This window comes from Paenibacillus sp. yr247, assembly GCF_900103825.1.
Taxonomy (GTDB): Bacteria; Bacillota; Bacilli; order Paenibacillales; family NBRC-103111; genus Paenibacillus_E.
Window position 1 is genome coordinate 156480 of sequence record NZ_FNIF01000003.1, and the last position, 17845, is coordinate 174324.

17 protein-coding genes are annotated in these 17845 nt (G+C 45.4%); 4 read left to right on the forward strand and 13 right to left on the reverse strand.

Features of this window, described 5'->3' with window-relative positions; all coding sequences use genetic code 11:
- Positions 1–48 precede the first annotated feature (48 nt).
- On the forward strand, positions 49–1614 hold the full coding sequence (gene spoVB, locus BLT91_RS09745) for a stage V sporulation protein B (protein WP_090820201.1): 1566 nt from the start codon (positions 49–51) through the stop codon (positions 1612–1614).
- Positions 1615–1652: 38 nt separating this feature from the next.
- Here spoVB and BLT91_RS09750 read toward each other — a convergent pair whose 3' ends face one another.
- The gene (locus tag BLT91_RS09750; protein ID WP_090820203.1) at positions 1653–2345 is read right to left on the reverse strand and encodes a DUF421 domain-containing protein; all 693 of its coding nucleotides are present in this window, start codon (positions 2343–2345) and stop codon (positions 1653–1655) included.
- Between the two features lie 105 nt (positions 2346–2450).
- Positions 2451–3791, reverse strand: coding sequence for an ArsB/NhaD family transporter (locus BLT91_RS09755; RefSeq protein ID WP_090820205.1), 1341 nt, complete (start codon positions 3789–3791; stop codon positions 2451–2453).
- 109 nt (positions 3792–3900) lie between these two features.
- On the opposite strand from BLT91_RS09755, the gene BLT91_RS09760 reads away from it, so the two are divergent.
- The gene (locus tag BLT91_RS09760) at positions 3901–4281 is read left to right on the forward strand and encodes a TIGR04086 family membrane protein (RefSeq protein ID WP_254776864.1); all 381 of its coding nucleotides are present in this window, start codon (positions 3901–3903) and stop codon (positions 4279–4281) included.
- Between the two features lie 95 nt (positions 4282–4376).
- Positions 4377–5213 (forward strand): phosphatase PAP2 family protein, encoded by an 837-nt coding sequence (locus BLT91_RS09765; protein ID WP_090820207.1) that lies wholly within the window; start codon positions 4377–4379, stop codon positions 5211–5213.
- 63 nt (positions 5214–5276) lie between these two features.
- Here BLT91_RS09765 and yajC read toward each other — a convergent pair whose 3' ends face one another.
- The 8 genes from yajC to BLT91_RS09805 form a co-directional block, all read right to left on the reverse strand.
- The gene (yajC, locus tag BLT91_RS09770; protein WP_090820209.1) at positions 5277–5591 is read right to left on the reverse strand and encodes a preprotein translocase subunit YajC; all 315 of its coding nucleotides are present in this window, start codon (positions 5589–5591) and stop codon (positions 5277–5279) included.
- A 15-nt stretch (positions 5592–5606) separates the two neighbouring features.
- Positions 5607–6746, reverse strand: a complete 1140-nt coding sequence (gene tgt / locus BLT91_RS09775; protein WP_090820211.1) for a tRNA guanosine(34) transglycosylase Tgt — start codon at positions 6744–6746, stop codon at positions 5607–5609.
- Positions 6747–6787: 41 nt separating this feature from the next.
- A complete protein-coding gene (gene queA / locus BLT91_RS09780) occupies positions 6788–7867 on the reverse strand; it encodes a tRNA preQ1(34) S-adenosylmethionine ribosyltransferase-isomerase QueA (protein ID WP_090820213.1) in 1080 nt (359 codons plus the stop codon).
- Between the two features lie 10 nt (positions 7868–7877).
- Positions 7878–10076 (reverse strand): SpoIID/LytB domain-containing protein, encoded by a 2199-nt coding sequence (locus tag BLT91_RS09785; RefSeq protein ID WP_090820215.1) that lies wholly within the window; start codon positions 10074–10076, stop codon positions 7878–7880.
- A gap of 199 nt (positions 10077–10275) precedes the next feature.
- Positions 10276–11283, reverse strand: a complete 1008-nt coding sequence (gene ruvB, locus BLT91_RS09790; RefSeq protein ID WP_090820217.1) for a Holliday junction branch migration DNA helicase RuvB — start codon at positions 11281–11283, stop codon at positions 10276–10278.
- A 113-nt stretch (positions 11284–11396) separates the two neighbouring features.
- Positions 11397–12029 carry a Holliday junction branch migration protein RuvA gene (ruvA, locus tag BLT91_RS09795; RefSeq protein ID WP_090820219.1) on the reverse strand — a complete coding sequence of 211 codons (633 nt, stop codon included), beginning with the start codon at positions 12027–12029 and terminating at the stop codon, positions 11397–11399.
- The gene (gene ruvC, locus BLT91_RS09800) at positions 12026–12529 is read right to left on the reverse strand and encodes a crossover junction endodeoxyribonuclease RuvC (RefSeq protein WP_090820221.1); all 504 of its coding nucleotides are present in this window, start codon (positions 12527–12529) and stop codon (positions 12026–12028) included. The genes ruvA and ruvC overlap by 4 nt, the downstream gene beginning before the upstream one ends.
- 121 nt (positions 12530–12650) lie before the next feature.
- Positions 12651–13325 (reverse strand): BofC C-terminal domain-containing protein, encoded by a 675-nt coding sequence (locus BLT91_RS09805; RefSeq protein ID WP_254776865.1) that lies wholly within the window; start codon positions 13323–13325, stop codon positions 12651–12653.
- A gap of 483 nt (positions 13326–13808) precedes the next feature.
- Here BLT91_RS09805 and sigW point away from each other — a divergent pair, with 483 nt between their 5' ends.
- Positions 13809–14420: an RNA polymerase sigma factor SigW gene (sigW, locus tag BLT91_RS09810; RefSeq protein WP_090820223.1), complete on the forward strand. Its 612-nt coding sequence runs from the start codon at positions 13809–13811 to the stop codon at positions 14418–14420.
- Positions 14421–14480: 60 nt separating this feature from the next.
- On the opposite strand, the gene BLT91_RS09815 is transcribed toward sigW, so the two are convergent.
- The 3 genes from BLT91_RS09815 to thrB form a co-directional block, all read right to left on the reverse strand.
- Entirely contained in the window at positions 14481–15749 is a 1269-nt protein-coding gene (locus tag BLT91_RS09815; RefSeq protein WP_090820225.1) for a LysM peptidoglycan-binding domain-containing protein, read from the reverse strand.
- 226 nt (positions 15750–15975) lie between these two features.
- Positions 15976–16839 (reverse strand): prephenate dehydratase, encoded by an 864-nt coding sequence (gene pheA, locus BLT91_RS09820; protein WP_090820227.1) that lies wholly within the window; start codon positions 16837–16839, stop codon positions 15976–15978.
- Positions 16836–17813, reverse strand: a complete 978-nt coding sequence (thrB, locus tag BLT91_RS09825; protein WP_090820229.1) for a homoserine kinase — start codon at positions 17811–17813, stop codon at positions 16836–16838. Before thrB ends, pheA begins: the two co-directional genes overlap by 4 nt.
- Positions 17814–17845: the final 32 nt, after the last annotated feature.

Here is a 17845-nt window from a genome sequence, read left to right on the forward strand (position 1 = left end):
CCCTCGCATATTCATAGAATATGACAAGTATCGGAAGAGGGAATAGCATTGACCAAGCAGTCGTTTATTAGAGGCACGATGATTCTGTTAGCCGCGGGTATTCTGAACCGAATTCTTGGCTTCATACCTAGAATTACTTTACCGCGTGTCATCGGTGCTGAAGGCATCGGTATCTATCATATGGGCTGGCCATTCTTGTCTGTCATCCTAACGATTATAACAGGCGGGATTCCTGTTGCAATTGCCAAACTAATTGCAGAAGCGGAGGCAGAACACAATGAAACGAGGATCCGCAGTGTCCTAAGAATTTCCGTAGCGATAACCATCGGCCTCAGCGCCCTATTTACAATTGTTTGCATCGCAGGAGCCTCGTGGATTACATCTCATTTGTTAACAGACTCACGTGTTTACTACACATTTCTCTGTATGAGCCCAATGATACCGATCATAGGTATCTCCGCTGTTTATCGCGGTTATTTCCAAGGTAGACAGAATATGATCCCTACTGCCACTTCTCAAATAATGGAGACACTTATCCGCATAGTGATGGTCCTTGTTTGTTCGTATGTAATGATCCCATATGGGATCGAATATGCAGCTGCCGGTGCCATGATAGGTGTTCTAGCAGGTGAAATTGGCGGTCTTGTTGTCCTAGCTATCCATTTCAAGTACGATAAAAAAACATCTTTGAAGGCCCCCCTCGCACAGATTGGTACGAATAAAACAAATGGCAGACTTGCAAATTTCAGCAGAATCATGCGAATAGCAATCCCAATTACAGGAAGTAAATTGATTGGGGCAAGCTCTTACCTATTCGAATCTATCCTAATAGCTCAAAGTCTAGCTATAGCTGGTATTTCCACTTCACTTGCTACAGCTCAGTACGGTGCTTTACAAGGGATGATTATCCCCATCATACTTCTTCCCAGCGCACTAACGATGTCATTATCAGTCTCACTCGTTCCATCCTTAAGCGAAGCGGCCGCCCATAAAGATATCAAAACGATTCATATGCGTCTGCACCAATCATTAAAGTTGGCCTTAGTAACCGGTGCTCCATTCGCTGTCCTTATGTTCGTTCTGGCGGAGCCTATCTGTACGTATATGTACAATCAACCTGATGTAGGTATCATGTTGAAAATGATGGCTCCTATTGCTATATTTATTTATTTCCAGGCTCCCCTGCAGTCTACCTTACAAGCTTTGAACAAGCCCGGGGCTGCTTTAATCAACACCTTGATCGGCTCAATCGTTAAGCTAATTCTCATCTATTTGTTAGCCAGTAAACCGGAGATGGGGATTCACGGAGCCGTTTTCGCCATCAATGTGAATATCGTCTTGGTTACGCTTCTGCATTGGAACAGTGTTGTGCGCTTGTTGAAATTCCGCATGGAAGGCAGCGATTTCGGCAAAATTGGAGCGGCTATGGCACTTTCCGGCCTTTGTAGTTACTTTGTCATGTATACACCTTGGACTTCAACAGATTGGCTCCGTTTTGTAACATCTTTTATCATTGGGTTTATTGTCTATTTGATCTTCATCACGGTATTCCGTCTTATTAGCTTGAAAGATATAAGCCGTGTGATGAGTATGGGCAAAAAGATCATACGATGAATCTAGGCAGCAGAAGATCCCACAGTTAGCCCCGAGTCTTATCTTTTGCGATCCAAAAACATTCGCCCTCTATGATCAATGGAGCAATAAAACACTTCTTTGAAATCACGGGCTCCTTTGTTTTGGAGTTGATTTTTCAACCAAAATCGCGTTTTACCTATTTTCTCCAAATTATCATCCTGCACTTTACCATCCATAATGAGAGGCAGCGGAAGTCCTTCATAGCGAATCGTACCCTTAGGTACGTCTTCATTTACACCTGTCATTATCTCTGTCTCTTTCTCTACTCTCTCCAAGACACTTAATTTCCCCGAAGGCTCTAGGACTGCGAACTCCACATCTGCCACATTTAGGATCTTATTTTGTCTAAGCTGCAGCATCAAATCATCTAAATTGTAGCGATTCTTCTTCATTTCCTCGCGGTTGATCTTTCCCTTATCGATTAAAACGCTTGGCTTACCGTCAAAGAGAACTCGGACAGTTCTACTTTTTAACGTAACAAAGGCGATTAAGATTTGGATCAGGACCAACGTTAACATGGGGACAATCCCATCCATGAGGGGTTTTTTGGTATCCTCAATTACAAAAACCGCAATTTCGGCAATCATGATCGAGATCACGAGATCGAATATTGACAATTTACCAATTTCTCGTTTTCCCATAAGTCGCAGAATGAGAAAGACGACAAAGTAGATCAGCACGGTACGTAAAAAAATGATCAAAATATCCATTGTTAGCCTCCCTGATCTAAGCTCTTGCTTGTTCTCGGAGTTCAATGGTATTCTGACCGCTGATGCACTTCATCATGCAGAAATTACGTATTCAATTGTTGGCAATTACAACAGAAATAACTTGAAATAAATCGTAGCTACTAGGAATAAAAGTAGGGAAATCGGCGCCGCCACGATAAAATAATTACGTTGCGTCAACCCTCCCCCTTCACGCTCTGAAAGAGCAGCAGCATACATACTTGTAGTGGAGCTGAGAAGAGTAACACCGCTTCCAATCGCCGTACCGACAATTAATGACCACCATAGAGGCGAAATCGTCACGTGGGAAAGATTAAGCATGACTCCCCCCATATGTTCGACAACAGGTATCATGGCCGCTGTATACGGAATGTAGTCCATCATGGCGGAGCCAAAGCCAGTCAGCCATAAGAGAAGTATGGATAAGAATGGGACACTCCCTTGGCTAATTTCCAACCCTCTAGCGGCAATAAAACCTGAAATGCCTGAATACGTTAACCCACCCACCATGATGAATAACCCTAGGAAAAATAGCAGTTGTGTTTCCATCAAACCATGCCAAACGGAACGATAGTCTCTTTTTTTCACGAGTTGGACTAGTTCTTTATAGTTTAACGCCAATAAGGCCAGTGCCCCAAATGCAGCTATATACGAGGCTTTAAAGCCCAAAGCACCCTGTAATAATAAAGCCAATAACGTTAGTCCAGTGATTAAGCTGCTGCCAATAAGAAATCCTCGATCCGCTGCCAAGTAAGAGGCCGGTTGTAAACTAAGCAGCTCCCGCTTGTGCGATTCCGCTACGAGCATTTTCTTTCCGTAGATCATCCACATCACGAGGTACACAATAGCTAACAACATAATAACAAGTGGTGCGATCTTTATTAGTATTTCCCCCGATGATAAATTCACTGATGCACTAATCATACGATTTGGCAAATTCCCGATAAGCGTTGCAGCTCCGCCAATGTTTGCAGATAAAAGAACTGAAATCAGAAAAGGAACAGGCGACAATTTCATCAACTTCGTCGTTTTCAGCAGAATAGGAACGATCACAGCTATAGCTAGTAAACCATCCCACAAGGCCGAAGTTACAGCCGCAAGGACTGACAGGCTCAATAAAATTGTAAATGGCTGTAACCGAAACCTTCGTATAAGATAACTTGCCGAATAAGCAATAAGTCCTGTTTTCTGAAAGAGTCCGGCAATCAGATATAGACTTGCAAGAAGTAAAAGAACATGCCAATTCGCATAGGTTGTAACCGCCATACCTAAAGGAACAATCCCCAGCACAACCATCAGTACGGCTCCACCTAAAGCTGTATACATACGATCCCATTTCTCAATCAAGATACAAACATAAGCCGCGGCAAAAATAAGGAGGGCGAGGATGGCTTGCCAAAAGGCTGGCCCTTGAGAAAATTCCGTCATAATTATTCACTTCTCCTTTGAACAGTCTGTACTAATTCTATGTGCTTGGCCATACAATGATGTTAATGAAAAGAACGAATATATGAAAGGATTGGTGCCTGTGAACCCCATGAAGACGGTTAGTCAGGTTCGAATAACATCTCCATTATTTTCCGGACTTGCTTATTCACTATGTATGATGACAATTGGAACAATAGTGACTTCATTGTTCTTATTGTTAACAAGCACACAAGAGAGCTCCCTGCACACATTAACTACGATTATTCATGCGGCATCTCTGTTTATAGGAGGCTGGGTGTCAGGCAAAAGAGCAGGAACCCGCGGCTGGTATCACGGGGGGATCGTTGGTTTTGTTTATTTTATCCTCATCTTTTTGGTTGGATTTCTTGCTTTCGATGCAGGGCTGAATCTTCAATCCCTTCAATTGCTCGTCATCTTATTCGTATCCGGTGCACTTGGAGGTATACTCGGCGTAAACACGAAAAAATAAGACGTTTCCGTGAAAACATCACTTTCCCCCTAAGATTGTGGTATAATATCAGAATTGTTGCCGCAAATTATTTCCATTATTAGGGGGAAAACACCATGAGCCCGTTTCAGTCGATGACGCATGCAACGGTCTATATAGTTATCACCATCTTTGTCTTTCTCATTGCCGCCACACGCAAAAGTCCGTTCAGTATCGCAGGAAGTTTTGTTCAAGAAATCTTTAGTTCACGTAAATATCTAATTCACTTCGCGGCTCTTATCACAATCCTTTTTTTTAATAAAGTAGAGATGTGGGTTGAAAATAGGATTGATTATAAAGCGGATTTCACCAAATCGATATATTTCATTGAAGGTAACTTTGTATCATCTATTCAGCACTTTTTCCACCAAGATACGCTAACCTTTGTTAGCAGTTATTTCTACGTTGTTGTGTTTCCAGCCGTTATGATTGCCTCCATAGCCCTCTATACGTACCAGAAGAATTTTAAACTATTCTACGCCATTTGTTATGCATTAATGTTCAATTATATGATTGCCATTCCATTTTATCTGTTTTTCCCAGTCAACGAAGTTTGGTCATTTCATCCCAATGTGAAGCTGTTGATTTTGGATGTCTTTCCAACATTCGAGCAAGACTATCGTCCACTTTCTGGGCTTGACAATTGTTTCCCAAGTCTACACACATCGATCTCGGTATCGATGGCTGTGATCGCAGTGAAAAGTCGCAATACTTTTTGGAGAATATTCGTACCCTGCTCCTCGGCGTTTATTATTTTCACGATCTTTTATCTGGGCATCCACTGGTTATCGGATATGTGTGCCGGTGTTGTGCTCGGTGTCGTAGCAGCAAGAGTCGGACTACGTATCTCAGAAGGGCGTCTCGTTCTTGGCGAACAAGCTCTGCTTAAACCTTTAAAGAACAATGAACTCTAATCCCCACTTATAAAAAGCCAAACAAAAAGCGAGAACCTGATTGAAGGATCTCGCTTTTTGTTTTTATTCCTTTGCTGCCGTTTGAGAAACAGCATTGATAGCGGAACGATCGAATGTCATTTTCGTTGCATCGTTGACACGAAGCACACAAATGTCGTCCGTGATTTCCATAATCGTTCCGTGAAGCCCACCAATCGTAACGACCTTATCCCCTTTTTTCAATCCTCCAAGCATTTGACTACGTGTTTTTTGTCTTTTTTGCTGTGGACGAATAAGTAAGAAATAGAGCACTACAAACATGAGCACTAGGGGCCCGTATGTATACAAATATCCTACCGCACCTGTATTAGCAGCTGCAGTTTCAGCCAATAGAAACATAGGTATCCTCCTCTCTTAAAATCCTCTTTCATTATCATTCAGCCCATAAGCTGCAAAGAAGTCATCGCGGAAATCAAGCAAACGATCTTCCTTAATAGCTTCTCTGACTTCACGCATAAGCTGTAGCAGAAAGTGAAGGTTATGAATAGTAGTCAATCTGATTCCGAAGGTCTCATCCGCTTTAATTAAATGACGAATATAAGCCCTGCTGTAATTCGTACACGTATAACAAGAACATTTGGGATCCAGCGGACCAAAGTCGGTCGCATGTTTAGCATTGCGAATAACTAGACGACCTTCGCTTGTCATACATGTCCCATTTCTGGCTATCCTTGTAGGCAATACGCAATCGAACATGTCTATACCACGGATAGCGCCTTCAATTAAAGCATCAGGGGAACCAACGCCCATAAGATAGCGAGGTTTGTTCACAGGCATAAGAGGTGTTGTGTAATCTAGCACTTCATACATCAGGTGCTTAGGCTCTCCAACACTCAGTCCACCAATAGCATACCCCGGGAAATCCATGGAAGTCAACTGCTCCGCGCTCAACCTACGAAGATCCTCGTGCATGCCACCTTGGATGATCGCAAATAATCCTTGATCTTCCGGTCTGCTATGACTTTGCAGACAGCGCTCTGCCCAACGTGTCGTACGCTCCAGTGATCTCTTCACATAGTCATATTCTGCTGGGAAAGGCGGGCATTCGTCAAAGGCCATCATAATATCAGATCCAAGTGCATTCTGAATCTCCATTGCCTTCTCTGGGGAGAGAAACAGCTTGTCCCCATTCAAGTGAGACTTGAACTGAACGCCTTCTTCTGTAATTTTACGCATATTACTCAGACTGAATACTTGAAACCCTCCGCTATCTGTTAAAATAGGTCGATCCCAATTCATGAATTTGTGCAGGCCGCCAGCGGCTTTCACAATCTCATGACCAGGACGAATGAAAAGGTGATACGTGTTACTCAAAATAATTTGAGCATCCATCGTCTTTAATTCCTCAGGGCTCATTGTCTTCACAGTGGCCTGTGTGCCAACTGGCATGAAGGCTGGGGTTTCAACCACTCCATGGGGAGTGTGAACTCGACCTAGTCGGGCTCCGGATTGCTTACACGTTTTGATCGGTTCGTACGTAACTGCTGCTGCCAATACATCCACTTCCTATTCTAAGCTTCCTCTGTAATCAATCTTTAGTAAATCAACATCGCATCTCCAAAGCTGAAAAAGCGGTACTGTTCGCGAACAGCTTCTTCATAAGCTTGCATCACATTCGTTCGCCCAGCCAATGCGCTAATCAGCATAAGCAAGGTTGATTTCGGTAAGTGGAAATTCGTTAACAAGGCATCCACCACACCGAAAGTGTAACCAGGATAAATAAAAATACTAGTCCAACCCTGTGAGGGCAATATGTCAACTTGTTCGCCAGCTCCAGCAACGGCATGCTCAAGGCTCAACCCAGCGGCTGTTTCCAATGTGCGCGCAGACGTCGTGCCAACCGCGATAACACGCTTGCCATTCGACTTTGTTTCATTAATTAAAGCTGCCGTTTCAGGTGATAGCACATAATACTCCGCATGCATTTGATGTTCTTCAACCGTATCCACGGACACAGGACGGAATGTCCCTAATCCGACGTGCAGGGTGACAAACGCAATTCGAACACCCTTGGCTTGTAGTTTATCCAAATAAGCTTCTGTAAAGTGCAGCCCTGCCGTTGGTGCAGCAGATGACCCTTCATGCTTCGCATACACGGTTTGATAGCGTTCCCGCTCCGAGAGCTGCTCCTTGATGTAAGGAGGAAGCGGCATTTCACCTAACCGGTCTAGAATTTCATTGAAAATGCCGGTATAGCTAAATTGAAGCACACGAGCCCCCATATCTCCAACTTCCACAACTTCCGCTGTTAACAAAGGTTGTTCTGCGTCAGCGGCGTTAAATCCAAATATGGCCACAGCCCCTAGCTGCATTCTTTTTCCAGGCTTCACCAAAGCTTCCCAGCGATCCTCTCCTAGAGGCTTCAGGAGCAAAATCTCTACTTTTGCGCCGGTGTCTTTTTTCACGCCAAAAAGCCGTGCTGGAATGACCCGTGTGTCATTCATCACGAGCAAATCCCCGGCTTCCACATAATCAATCAGTTGTTCAAATGTCCGGTGGCCAATTTCACCTGTTTGTTTATTGAGCGTAAGCAGCCTAGACGCCGTTCGATTAAGCAACGGCGTCTGAGCAATCAATGATTCAGGTAGTTCAAAGTCGAAAGCTTGTACATCCATGATAGTATATTCATTCCTTAGTTATGTTGACTCCAGCATAGTATGTCTGAAGTATCTTCTTATAATCGTACCCTAATTCGGCGTACCCTCTTGCTCCCCATTGAGACATGCCAAGTCCGTGCCCGTAGCCTGTGCCGCGAAAAACGAACTGTTTGCCTTGACCTGCTGTTTGACCACTAGGAGGAGGCACGTGGGTTACAGGCGTATCCGCTGGTTTAGACAATCCCGCAGTGCCTAGTGCCATTATATCAGCTTTCTTCAAAGCTGTTGGGACCGATTGTCCACCGGATAGCACATAGACCGGATCAGAGCCAGCACTACTTGTCTCGGTAGCTGCTGCACCAACAATCGCTAGGCTAACAGTAATTGAATTATTACCAGTATAACTTCCTGCTTCTTCAATTTCAAACCGGGTGCTGGGTAATCCGCCAAGTGCCGAGCGTAAGGCATCGGGATATTGTACCTTCACCACCATTCCGTTCGCCTTGAGTTCCGTTACTCTACCAGATGGTCCGCGTTTCGATATTTCAAGCGATTGCAAATCTCCGCTCACGGCTACTCCTGCTGCTGTTAATTTACTCTTGATATCACTAGCTGTGTATGGTCCTCTTATCCAGGAATAGGCATTGGATTCTTTTTCTTCGCCTAATACGAGCACTTTTTCTTTCACAGAAAGCTGAGCAATCGAAGGATTAACTATATTATCCACATAGGGTGCCCTGCGCACATTAACGCCTTGTTCCGTGGCCTCATAGTAGGAAGCACCTTCCTTCTCCTTCTGTCCACTGTCTTTCAGGTACATATGATGTACGTAACCCGCACGTCCATCCGCTAACTGAATGCGATACCAGGTGGCTTTCCCTTTTTCGGCACCTTCATCCGGACTTGGCACACTGCGCAAATAGGCTACTGGATTCCCCCAAACCTCCGATGGATCAGCTGTCATTCCTCCTGAATTGGATGAAAACACAGGCGAAATTAGACCGTTATTATCGGATAACACTTCGTCTTTCGTCGCATCAACAGCTTGTGTGCCTGCAGCAAATTCCTTTTGCATGCCGAAGTAAGCCTGATCCAAGGTGGTATCAGTTACTTGGGCGATCTCATATTTATTTCCTTGTTTGATTGCAAAAGTACGAGCAGCGACAGCCTGTGCCTTCAAAGCCTCAATCGGCCAAACCGAACTAAGCTCCGAGCCTAACACAGCGTATAGATATTGCTCCATCGCTACTTCATTCACCAAGGCTAACTTATCATGATATGTACTAATCTCCATGTCTCCGCGGTAACGACGGTCAGCCCGCTCTTGGATCGCAATACCCTCACCCTTGGAATGGACCAGCGTTCTTTGCTCACCTGCAGCCGCTGCGTAATGAGGTACAGAAACGGTACCGTTCGAGGACGACGTTACATCCGATCTACGGACCAAATAGGATGACTTTGTATTCACCGCTTGCAAAGAAATGCTGGGTGCCACTCTTAACGCTGTCTGTTTTACAGCTTCTAATTGCCCTGCTGTAGCTTCACTGCCTACCCATACGCTATAAACCAGTTGGCCTGTCAGATCTTCTTGGAGTGCAAGATCCGCTTGGAGTCCAGATTGTGTATACACATCTAATTGCTGCAAAGCAGCTGCCTCTGTAGCATAAGTGCCCGCACTCCAATGCAGCGGACCTGTTAATACGGGGGGAGCCGATTTCGTTAACGACGCAACCGTTGTATCTTTTAGCGCCTGCGCTCCAGCGCCCTCCGCTGCCTCTTTTGAAGGGAAGCTGCCGTAAAAGACTTGATAAACCGTTCTGCCTTGCTTCACTCTACTTAACACATAGCCGTCTCCTGGCAATGTTGCAAGCTTAGCATGTAACGCTTTGGCCGCTGCAAAGTCCGTCGTTTCCAACAAAATCACACTGTATTGGTCAAGAGACAAGCGAATGGAAGACTCTGGAATCGACAGCCACGGTTTAACGAGCGTACCCGCTGAGCTGCGCACACCTATATCCATCCCATCTGATGCGGAAAGTGTAACTGCCGGTTCTACCAGTTTATATTTCGATGAATCTATAAAAAGAGCAACACGAATCTGATCCAGATGCTTAATCCCCTCTGCATAAGCATGGGGCTCCATCACAGGGAAGGTTCCAAAGGTTAAAACAGCCGTCGTGATAAAAGCCATTGTGTTGGGGGTAAGCAGCTTTTTTGTCCATTTCATCCGACAATATTTCCTTTCTTTCGCAGTATTCTACTAAGTTAGACTCTACGAACAGGAAGAAGTTTTGTTTGATAGAGTTTATTTAAGCAAAAAAAGAGACGAACATTGATTCCAATGTTGCATAAAGTAAAACGAGCGATTCTGCGAAACTCAAAAAAAGATCTTTTGCCCGCTTTCAGCAGAGCAAAAGATCAACTAATTACCGGTGTTCTGGTACTGGTAAGCCCAAATGATGATAGGCCTGAGGTGTTACGGTCCTGCCTCTCGGAGTTCTCTGCAAAAATCCAATTTGCAGCAAATAAGGCTCGTACACGTCTTCAATCGTCTGACTCTCTTCGCCGATTGTCGCAGCAATCGTCTCGAGCCCGACAGGGCCGCCTTGGAAGCTCTGTATAATCGCTCGCAGCATCTTATGATCGATCTCATCCAAACCAAGGTCATCGACCTGAATGAGCTTCAGCGCCTCTCTGGAGATGTCTAGTGTGATGATGCCATCGCCCTTCACCTGTGCGAAGTCACGCACCCGCTTCAGCAAGCGGTTCGCGATTCGCGGTGTTCCGCGTGAGCGCATGCCGATCTCGCGCGCGGCTTCACCGACGATGCCGACCTGCAGGATGTCGGCAGTTCGGCTGACGATGAAGGTGAGCTCCTCCACCGTATAAAACTCAAGCCGACTGACGACCCCGAAACGGTCGCGCAGCGGCGCAGACAGCAATCCGACGCGCGTCGTCGCGCCGATTAAGGTAAACGCCGGCAAGTCCAGACGCACCGAGCGTGCGCTCGGCCCCTTGCCGATGATAATGTCAAGGGCATAGTCCTCCATCGCCGGGTACAGCACCTCTTCCACCGTACGGTGGAGGCGGTGGATTTCGTCGATGAAAAGCACGTCGCCCTCCTGCAAATTTGTCAGGATGGCAGCTAGATCGCCCGGCCGCTCGATAGCAGGGCCGGAGGTCGTTCTGATACTCACGCCAAGCTCGTTGGCGATAATGTTGGACAGCGTTGTTTTGCCTAGCCCAGGCGGACCATACAGCAGCACATGATCAAGTGCTTCCTTACGCATCTTGGCGGCTTCAATATAGATCTTAAGGTTCTCCTTCGCCTGCTTCTGGCCGATATATTCGGCCAAATAACGGGGACGCAGGCTGTACTCAATCGCGTTGTCCTCCATCATCAAATTAGCCGATATAATCCGGTCATTGTCCATGGTGATCCTCCTAAGAGTTTTGCTTTAGCAAAACTGACTTCGTAAGCATATACTGAGTTTTGCTTTAGCAAAACTCACTTTGTAAGCATGAGCTAAGTCATGCCCAATTTCTTCTACTGCATCGTATACAAAGCTTGCAGTGCAAGCTTCATCAACACATCGACAGAATCAGCCGCATTCGCTTTTGGCTTCACTTGCAGCCAAGCACGATCAGCTTCCGCTTCAGTGTATCCGAGCGCCATCAGGGCTTCCTTCGCTTCACTCCAGGCATGGCCGCCTTCACTAAGCTGCGCCGATCCAACCACACTTAAAGCTACCGCAGCTTCCGGACTTGAGAAGCTCACAGAGCCTAATTTATCCTTGAGGTCTAAAATAATCCGCTGAGCGGTCTTTTTGCCAATGCCAGGAAGCTTCGTTAAAAAAGCCAGATTCTCCTGGCTAATCGCCAAAATCACAGCCTCCGGTCTTCCACCGGCAGCAAGAATGCCGAGCGCGACCTTCGGCCCAATACCTGTTACATCAAGCAATAAGCGAAACAAAGACTGCTCATCACGTGAGAGAAAGCCGAATAGCAAGTGAGCGTCTTCACGCACGTGATAATGAATAAACATCGTCACATCCTCATCTTCCTTATGCGAAATCGCATAGGGATTCGGACAAAACACACGGTAGCCTACGCCATTTACATCCAGCACTGCATAGTCGCTCTCGCGCAGCGCAACTTTTCCTCTTAAGAAATCTATCATCGTTTCCCGACCTCATTTATCCTAGATTGCAAAGCAGAAGAATGCGCATGACAAATAGCAATCGCAAGCGCATCCGCCACATCATCAGGTTTAGGTATTTGCGAAAGTTTAAGTAAAATTTTGACCATTTCCTGGACTTGATGTTTCTCGGCATTCCCATAGCCAACAACCGCTTGTTTCACTTGAAGGGGGGTATATTCAGCAATCGGCAGACCCGCTTGAACACCCGCAAGAATCATGACACCACGAGCTTGCCCTACGGTGAATGCCGTCGTGACATTCCGATTAAAAAACAATTTCTCTATCGACATCGCGTCCGGTTTATACTTCTCTATCAATTGCGTCGTAGCATCATAGACATCTTTCAGCCTGATCCCAGGATCCGTATGTGCTTCGGTCTGTATCGAACCATATTGCACAGGAATGAGCTTACTGCCAATTTTATCAATAAAGCCAAAACCTACAATCGCGATCCCTGGATCAATTCCCAGAATACGCACAGCATTTCTCTCCCATCCATAAAAAAAGCGAACATATGTAGTCATTTCCATTATAGCAGATAACAAAAAAAAGAGATAGACTCGGGAATCTCCCTAATCTACCTCATCATTTTCTAACCATTTAAGGTCTTGTCATTGCACGCTCAGTCTCTTCTACGGCATAATCGCTGAATGTCGATAATACGCTATTATACTCCTCCAAATCGGAAATACGAATCCCTTTGCGAAGCTGCTGCACCGTATCGCGCGGTAAACTGCTTTCTAAATGCTTGATATTTAATTGAAAAAATGTCCGAATCACGTTATCTTTCGCGGGAGTTCCGTTAAACAGGGAGAGATTGCTGCTGCCATCAATACCAAATACCGCCTTCTCCTTACAGGCCGGTGATAAATCATCGATGCTTTCGGTAAAAGTGACCTCTCCATTCGCACTTAAGCTCAATAACCAATTCGGATGCTTCATTTGCATATTTAGTAATTGCTCAGGAGTTTGCAGACCCAGCTGACTGCGTTCCTCCCCACAAACATAGGACTTAAGCAAATAGCTTTCTTTGCTATCCGTTAAACGCTTTAACGTCGTAATCGCTTCTTTATAACGTTCATCGTCTTCCGGTGTTAGAGCAGCCAAGGTTGATCGAACCGCTCCTATCGGGCTATCACCAGCATGTGTAAAGCTGCCTGTTGCATATAAAACCCAGCTGGCCATACCTACAAGAAAGAACATCCCTAAAGTCAACCAACTGCGTTTCCAACGCAGCCTTCTTTTCCAATGCTTCAAAAATTGTTGTACATCCACCGATATCCCCTTCTATTCTCTTTTTCCGTATTGTTTCCATTTGCATGAGACACTATACATCATTTACCATAGAGAGAGAAGTCTGAGACCAATCAAGACGGATGGTGAAGCCCAATATGAAAGGTAGAAAACGGATCAAACGTACAACACTCTTAATTATAGGAGTTGTCCTGTTATGGGGGGCTGTCGCCATTTGGAACGAAGTACAGAGAATTGAAACTGGTGTAACCTCACCACGTTCAACTTCAGCCTCCAAACCATCTCCTACTCAGAAAAGTAACCAAACCTCCATAAATTCGGTAACAAATGGGTATAAAATGAGCGCTAAGTAGTTTTAGAATTTGACTGTTGCCACAGAAATGATATAGTCAGAAGTAGATGAATTATTCTCATACTTATTCAGGGAAAACGATATATATTTGAAAAGGCAAATTGCTTACGATGAAAGTTTTTCTAGCGAAAAACTCTGAGGAGGGAAACATCATGAATGTGGCAGAACTTCAATTAATTCAATTATCCAGACGGGGCGACCGTAACGCTTTTGTGGAGCTAGTCGAGTTATACCGTAATAAAATACAGAAACTTGCTTTTCGTATGCTGCATAACAGGCCTGATTCGGAAGATATTGTCCAAGAAACGTTTATCCGCGTTTACTTGAACTTAAACCACTATGATGAGAGCCAGAACTTCTCAACTTGGATTTATCGGATTGGTAAAAATGTCGCTATTGACTTACTGCGCAAAAAAAGACCTGTTCAATCTTTAGATGCCGAGTTGAACGATCATGACGATGACTATAGCTATTACAGTAAGCTCGCAAGTCAAGATCAGTCACCTGAGCACGCTGTACTCCAAACAGAAGTTCAGGATCATATGCATACATCTATTAATAAATTAGCAGACAAATATAGAAGTGTGATTACACTTTACTATCTCGAAGAGCTCTCTCTTCAAGAAATTAGCACTAAACTGAACCTGCCTATCACAACTGTCAAAACCCGCTTACACCGCGGACGTGAGCTGCTTCGCAAAAAATGGGGCATGAATTTCGTCGTTGGCTTAATGGTCTTTTTCACAATTGGTATGATTGCATAATTCAAAACATAAACAAGTTAAAGAAGCCTCCTGTTTGTTTAGGAGGCTTCTTCTTCATTTTCAGAAGTTAATCCAAGGTACATTCGGTTTGGCATCCTGCTTTTCAGAAGCTCTCTTTTGACGTTTCAAGAAAGCGTCGAGCGCTGATGTGCTTGACAATTTCACTTTTTTGGAAGAGCTGCCACTGTCTTTTGACTTCTTCCCCTTATCAGAACGAATGTCAATTTCTACGACTTCTTCTGTATCGGTTTCTTTCGCAAGCTCATGCGTATGGACTTGTGGAAGCATGGGCGACTCATAAGGAGCCTGGTAATGAGCTCCAGCATAAGGAATGCCATAAGGATCCTGCTGATAGGCATATGGGGTATGAGCCATATGTTGCATGTCGAAAGGCGAAACCGGTGGATATAAGCCCGGGATTGTAGGAAATCCCTGCTGATAGCCATCCCATGGACTTTCTACGGAACCAGTCGGATAACCAGCGGGGAATGTCGTCCACGGTTGTTCCATCGTCGAATGACTGCCACAGCCGCAGCCATCTTCGCTAGCCTGGTAGGAAATAGGCTCTCCGGCATACGGAAATTGCTCCCATGGCGTCTGCTGATAGGGTGAAAAAGCCGGGTAAGTTTTTGCCTCTGGTTGATCGGAACCTGGATAAGCAAAAACCTCCGTCGCCGAAATGTGAAATTGCTTGAAGGGGTGAACCGCTTGTTCGTATGGTTCTTGCAGACCAATGACCCCAGGCTCAAGGGCAGGGGCAGGAATAACTGGCGTTGAAGCCATCGGCGAAGAGGTACTTGGCTGCTGCTCCATGACAAACGTTGTGTCTTCAGCCTGTGAAGGTGCCGCTTCGCTCATTGGTTCTTCGGGAATTGGCATAAACGGCTGTTGGTTCGATTCAACCATTGCCCATGGCTGAGCAGCAGGTGCTAGATTAAATGGTACAGTCGATGGTTTAGTCGTGGATAAAGGCTTAACCCCTATCTGCCCATGATCCATTTTGGGAATATAAACAATTTCTCCTGTCATAAGTACATTGGGATTCTTAAGCTGAGGATTCGCTTGAATCATCGCTTGGAGAGGCACATCCCAAGCTTTCCCAAGTTTCCATAAGCTATCGCCCTGTTGAACAATGTGCTTATAAACATACTCAGAAGCAGACGGTTCAACGGGCTTCGCTTTGGAAGGTATTTTCACCTTAGTCCCGATGTCAAGATGATCTGGTTCTGCAATTTGCGGATTGAATGCGATGATCTGGTCCAGTGTGATTTGGTGTTTTTTTGCAAGCTCGTACAGGGTGTCTCCCTTTTTGACAATATGGATTTTCAAAACCATACCTCCTTAGAGTTTTCGTTAGAAAACTTGCTTCGTAAGCATAACCTTAGAGTTTTCGCAAGAACTTGCACCGTAAGCATAATCTCAGTTTCGCAAGAAAACTTGCATCGTAAGCCTAAGCTTATTCACAATGATATTACATCTTATGCACGTTCCTAGGCTTTTGCCCCTTTTGGACAAAAAAATTCCCTCGCGTCATGAACGCCAGGGAACAGCTAGATCAACTTGTATAAGAATAACTTGGATAACAGCCCAAAATTCGAACTTGACAACCAATCGCTTCAATTTCTTGAATTGCAGATAGCAAGAGCACCGAATCCATGGAGCCAGCAATATCGATATAAAAGTAATAATTACCAAGTTTCTTCTTCGTAGGCTTGGATTCAATCTTTGAAAGATTAATTTTGCGCCACGCGAAGGCTGAGAGTACCTGGTGAAGGGCACCTGGATAATCTTCAGGCAAAGTGACAAGAATCGTTGTTTTCATGTCTTCCGAAGATCTCAGCTCTGAAGCCTCTGAACCAACTAACAAGAAGCGAGTCATGTTGTCTTTATGATCCTGTATTTCCTTCTCCAGCATAGGAACACCATAATTCTTCGAAGCGATAGCTGTTCCGATAGCTGCTACCGTCGGGTCCTGCAGCGTCGATACAATACGTACACCTTCTGCTGTAGAGCTCACCTGATCAAACTCCGCTCCACTTAAATACAGCTTCATAAATCTGCTGCACTGTGCAGGAACGACATGATGAGATAACACCTTGCGAATATGACTGTAAGGATTCGAGCCATCCGTTTGTCCATCTGGATTCGGATAACCAATGAGGTTCATATCAATGGGGAAAACCCATTCCGCTCGTATCGGAAGATCAACTTCATGAACGAGCCAGTCCACATGCAGATGGACGGAACCTTCCAGCGTATTTTCAATTGGAATGACACTAAGGTCTGTTTCGCCTGATACGGTCGCATTAAATACTTCCGAAATCAGCTTATAAGAAACGTAGATAAAGTCTTCACCCAAAAAATGACGGGTGGCTTCTTCGGAAAAAGTACTTGGTCCCAAAATCGCTACCCTCTTCATGCAAGAACCTCCCCTTCGACGAAGGACTGAAGATCCCCATCACCTGCTTGGAGCTGAATCGTCGTCACACCTTCTCGACTTGGTTTTAACCATAGCGTTTGTGCTTCAATAGCTTCCTTTGCAAGCGTATCCTTCAGAAACGCCTCCAGCTCCGCCTTCTGACCGCTTCGCGCGTCTACAAGTGCAAGCATCGTTGGTCCCGCTCCGCTGAGTGCAACCCCAAGCGCGCCATGATTCTCGGCTTGCGCCAGCAGCGTCTTCATGCCGGGAATGAGCGGAGCACGGTAAGGCTGATGCAGCGCGTCCTTCATGGCATGACGGATCATACCCAAGTTGTTGGTAGCCAGCGCGGCAACGAGTAGAGACGAATGGCTGAGGTTGAATACCGCATCCTTCATGGGAACTAATTTCGGCATGACCCCTCTCGCCTTCTCTGTAGAAAGCTGGAAGGCTGGTATCGCCACAAGCACTTCTAAATTCGCGTCCGGCTCTATCCGAATAGATTCGGCCTTCTCGCCATCCCAGAACGCAACCACGATCCCACCAAACAAGCTTGCCCCTACATTGTCAGGGTGTTTTTCTAGGCGGCTCGCAATTTGGAACAGCTCATACGTTGTGAGTTTGTTTCCGATCAAAGCATTGGCGCCGGCAAGCGCACCAACAATGGCTGACGCGCTGCTGCCTAGACCGCGTGTGAGCGGAATTTCGCTATACATCGTAATGTCCAGCTCTGGGAGTGAGACGCCCGCCTCTTGAAATACCATTTGTGCCACTTTATAAATTAAATTGGACTTGTCTGTTGGAATTCCGTTCATCTGATCGCCAATCAAGTGAATCGTCGTTTGATCCGAGATTGCCAGATCAATCCAGGCAAATAAGTTCAAGGCCATCCCCAGTGAGTCAAAGCCAGGACCTAAGTTTGCCGTGCTAGCCGGCACTTTCACTCTTACCTTTTGTACTGCCCTATAACTCATTTCGAAATTGCGCCTCTTTTCAATAATTTAGC

Bases quoted from the DNA above. Each gene is read 5' to 3' on its own strand.
- yajC (WP_090820209.1), bottom strand. From the start codon at position 5,591: ATGTTTCTATTGGCTGAAACTGCAGCTGCTAATACAGGTGCGGTAGGA.
- pheA (WP_090820227.1), bottom strand. From the start codon at position 16,839: ATGAAGAGGGTAGCGATTTTGGGACCAAGTACTTTTTCCGAAGAAGCC.
- BLT91_RS09760 (WP_254776864.1), top strand. From the start codon at position 3,901: ATGAAGACGGTTAGTCAGGTTCGAATAACATCTCCATTATTTTCCGGA.
- BLT91_RS09750 (WP_090820203.1), bottom strand. From the start codon at position 2,345: ATGGATATTTTGATCATTTTTTTACGTACCGTGCTGATCTACTTTGTC.
- BLT91_RS09785 (WP_090820215.1), bottom strand. From the start codon at position 10,076: ATGAAATGGACAAAAAAGCTGCTTACCCCCAACACAATGGCTTTTATC.
- ruvA (WP_090820219.1), bottom strand. From the start codon at position 12,029: ATGATAGATTTCTTAAGAGGAAAAGTTGCGCTGCGCGAGAGCGACTAT.
- ruvB (WP_090820217.1), bottom strand. From the start codon at position 11,283: ATGGACAATGACCGGATTATATCGGCTAATTTGATGATGGAGGACAAC.
- BLT91_RS09755 (WP_090820205.1), bottom strand. From the start codon at position 3,791: ATGACGGAATTTTCTCAAGGGCCAGCCTTTTGGCAAGCCATCCTCGCC.
- BLT91_RS09765 (WP_090820207.1), top strand. From the start codon at position 4,377: ATGAGCCCGTTTCAGTCGATGACGCATGCAACGGTCTATATAGTTATC.
- thrB (WP_090820229.1), bottom strand. From the start codon at position 17,813: ATGAGTTATAGGGCAGTACAAAAGGTAAGAGTGAAAGTGCCGGCTAGC.
- sigW (WP_090820223.1), top strand. From the start codon at position 13,809: ATGAATGTGGCAGAACTTCAATTAATTCAATTATCCAGACGGGGCGAC.
- queA (WP_090820213.1), bottom strand. From the start codon at position 7,867: ATGGATGTACAAGCTTTCGACTTTGAACTACCTGAATCATTGATTGCT.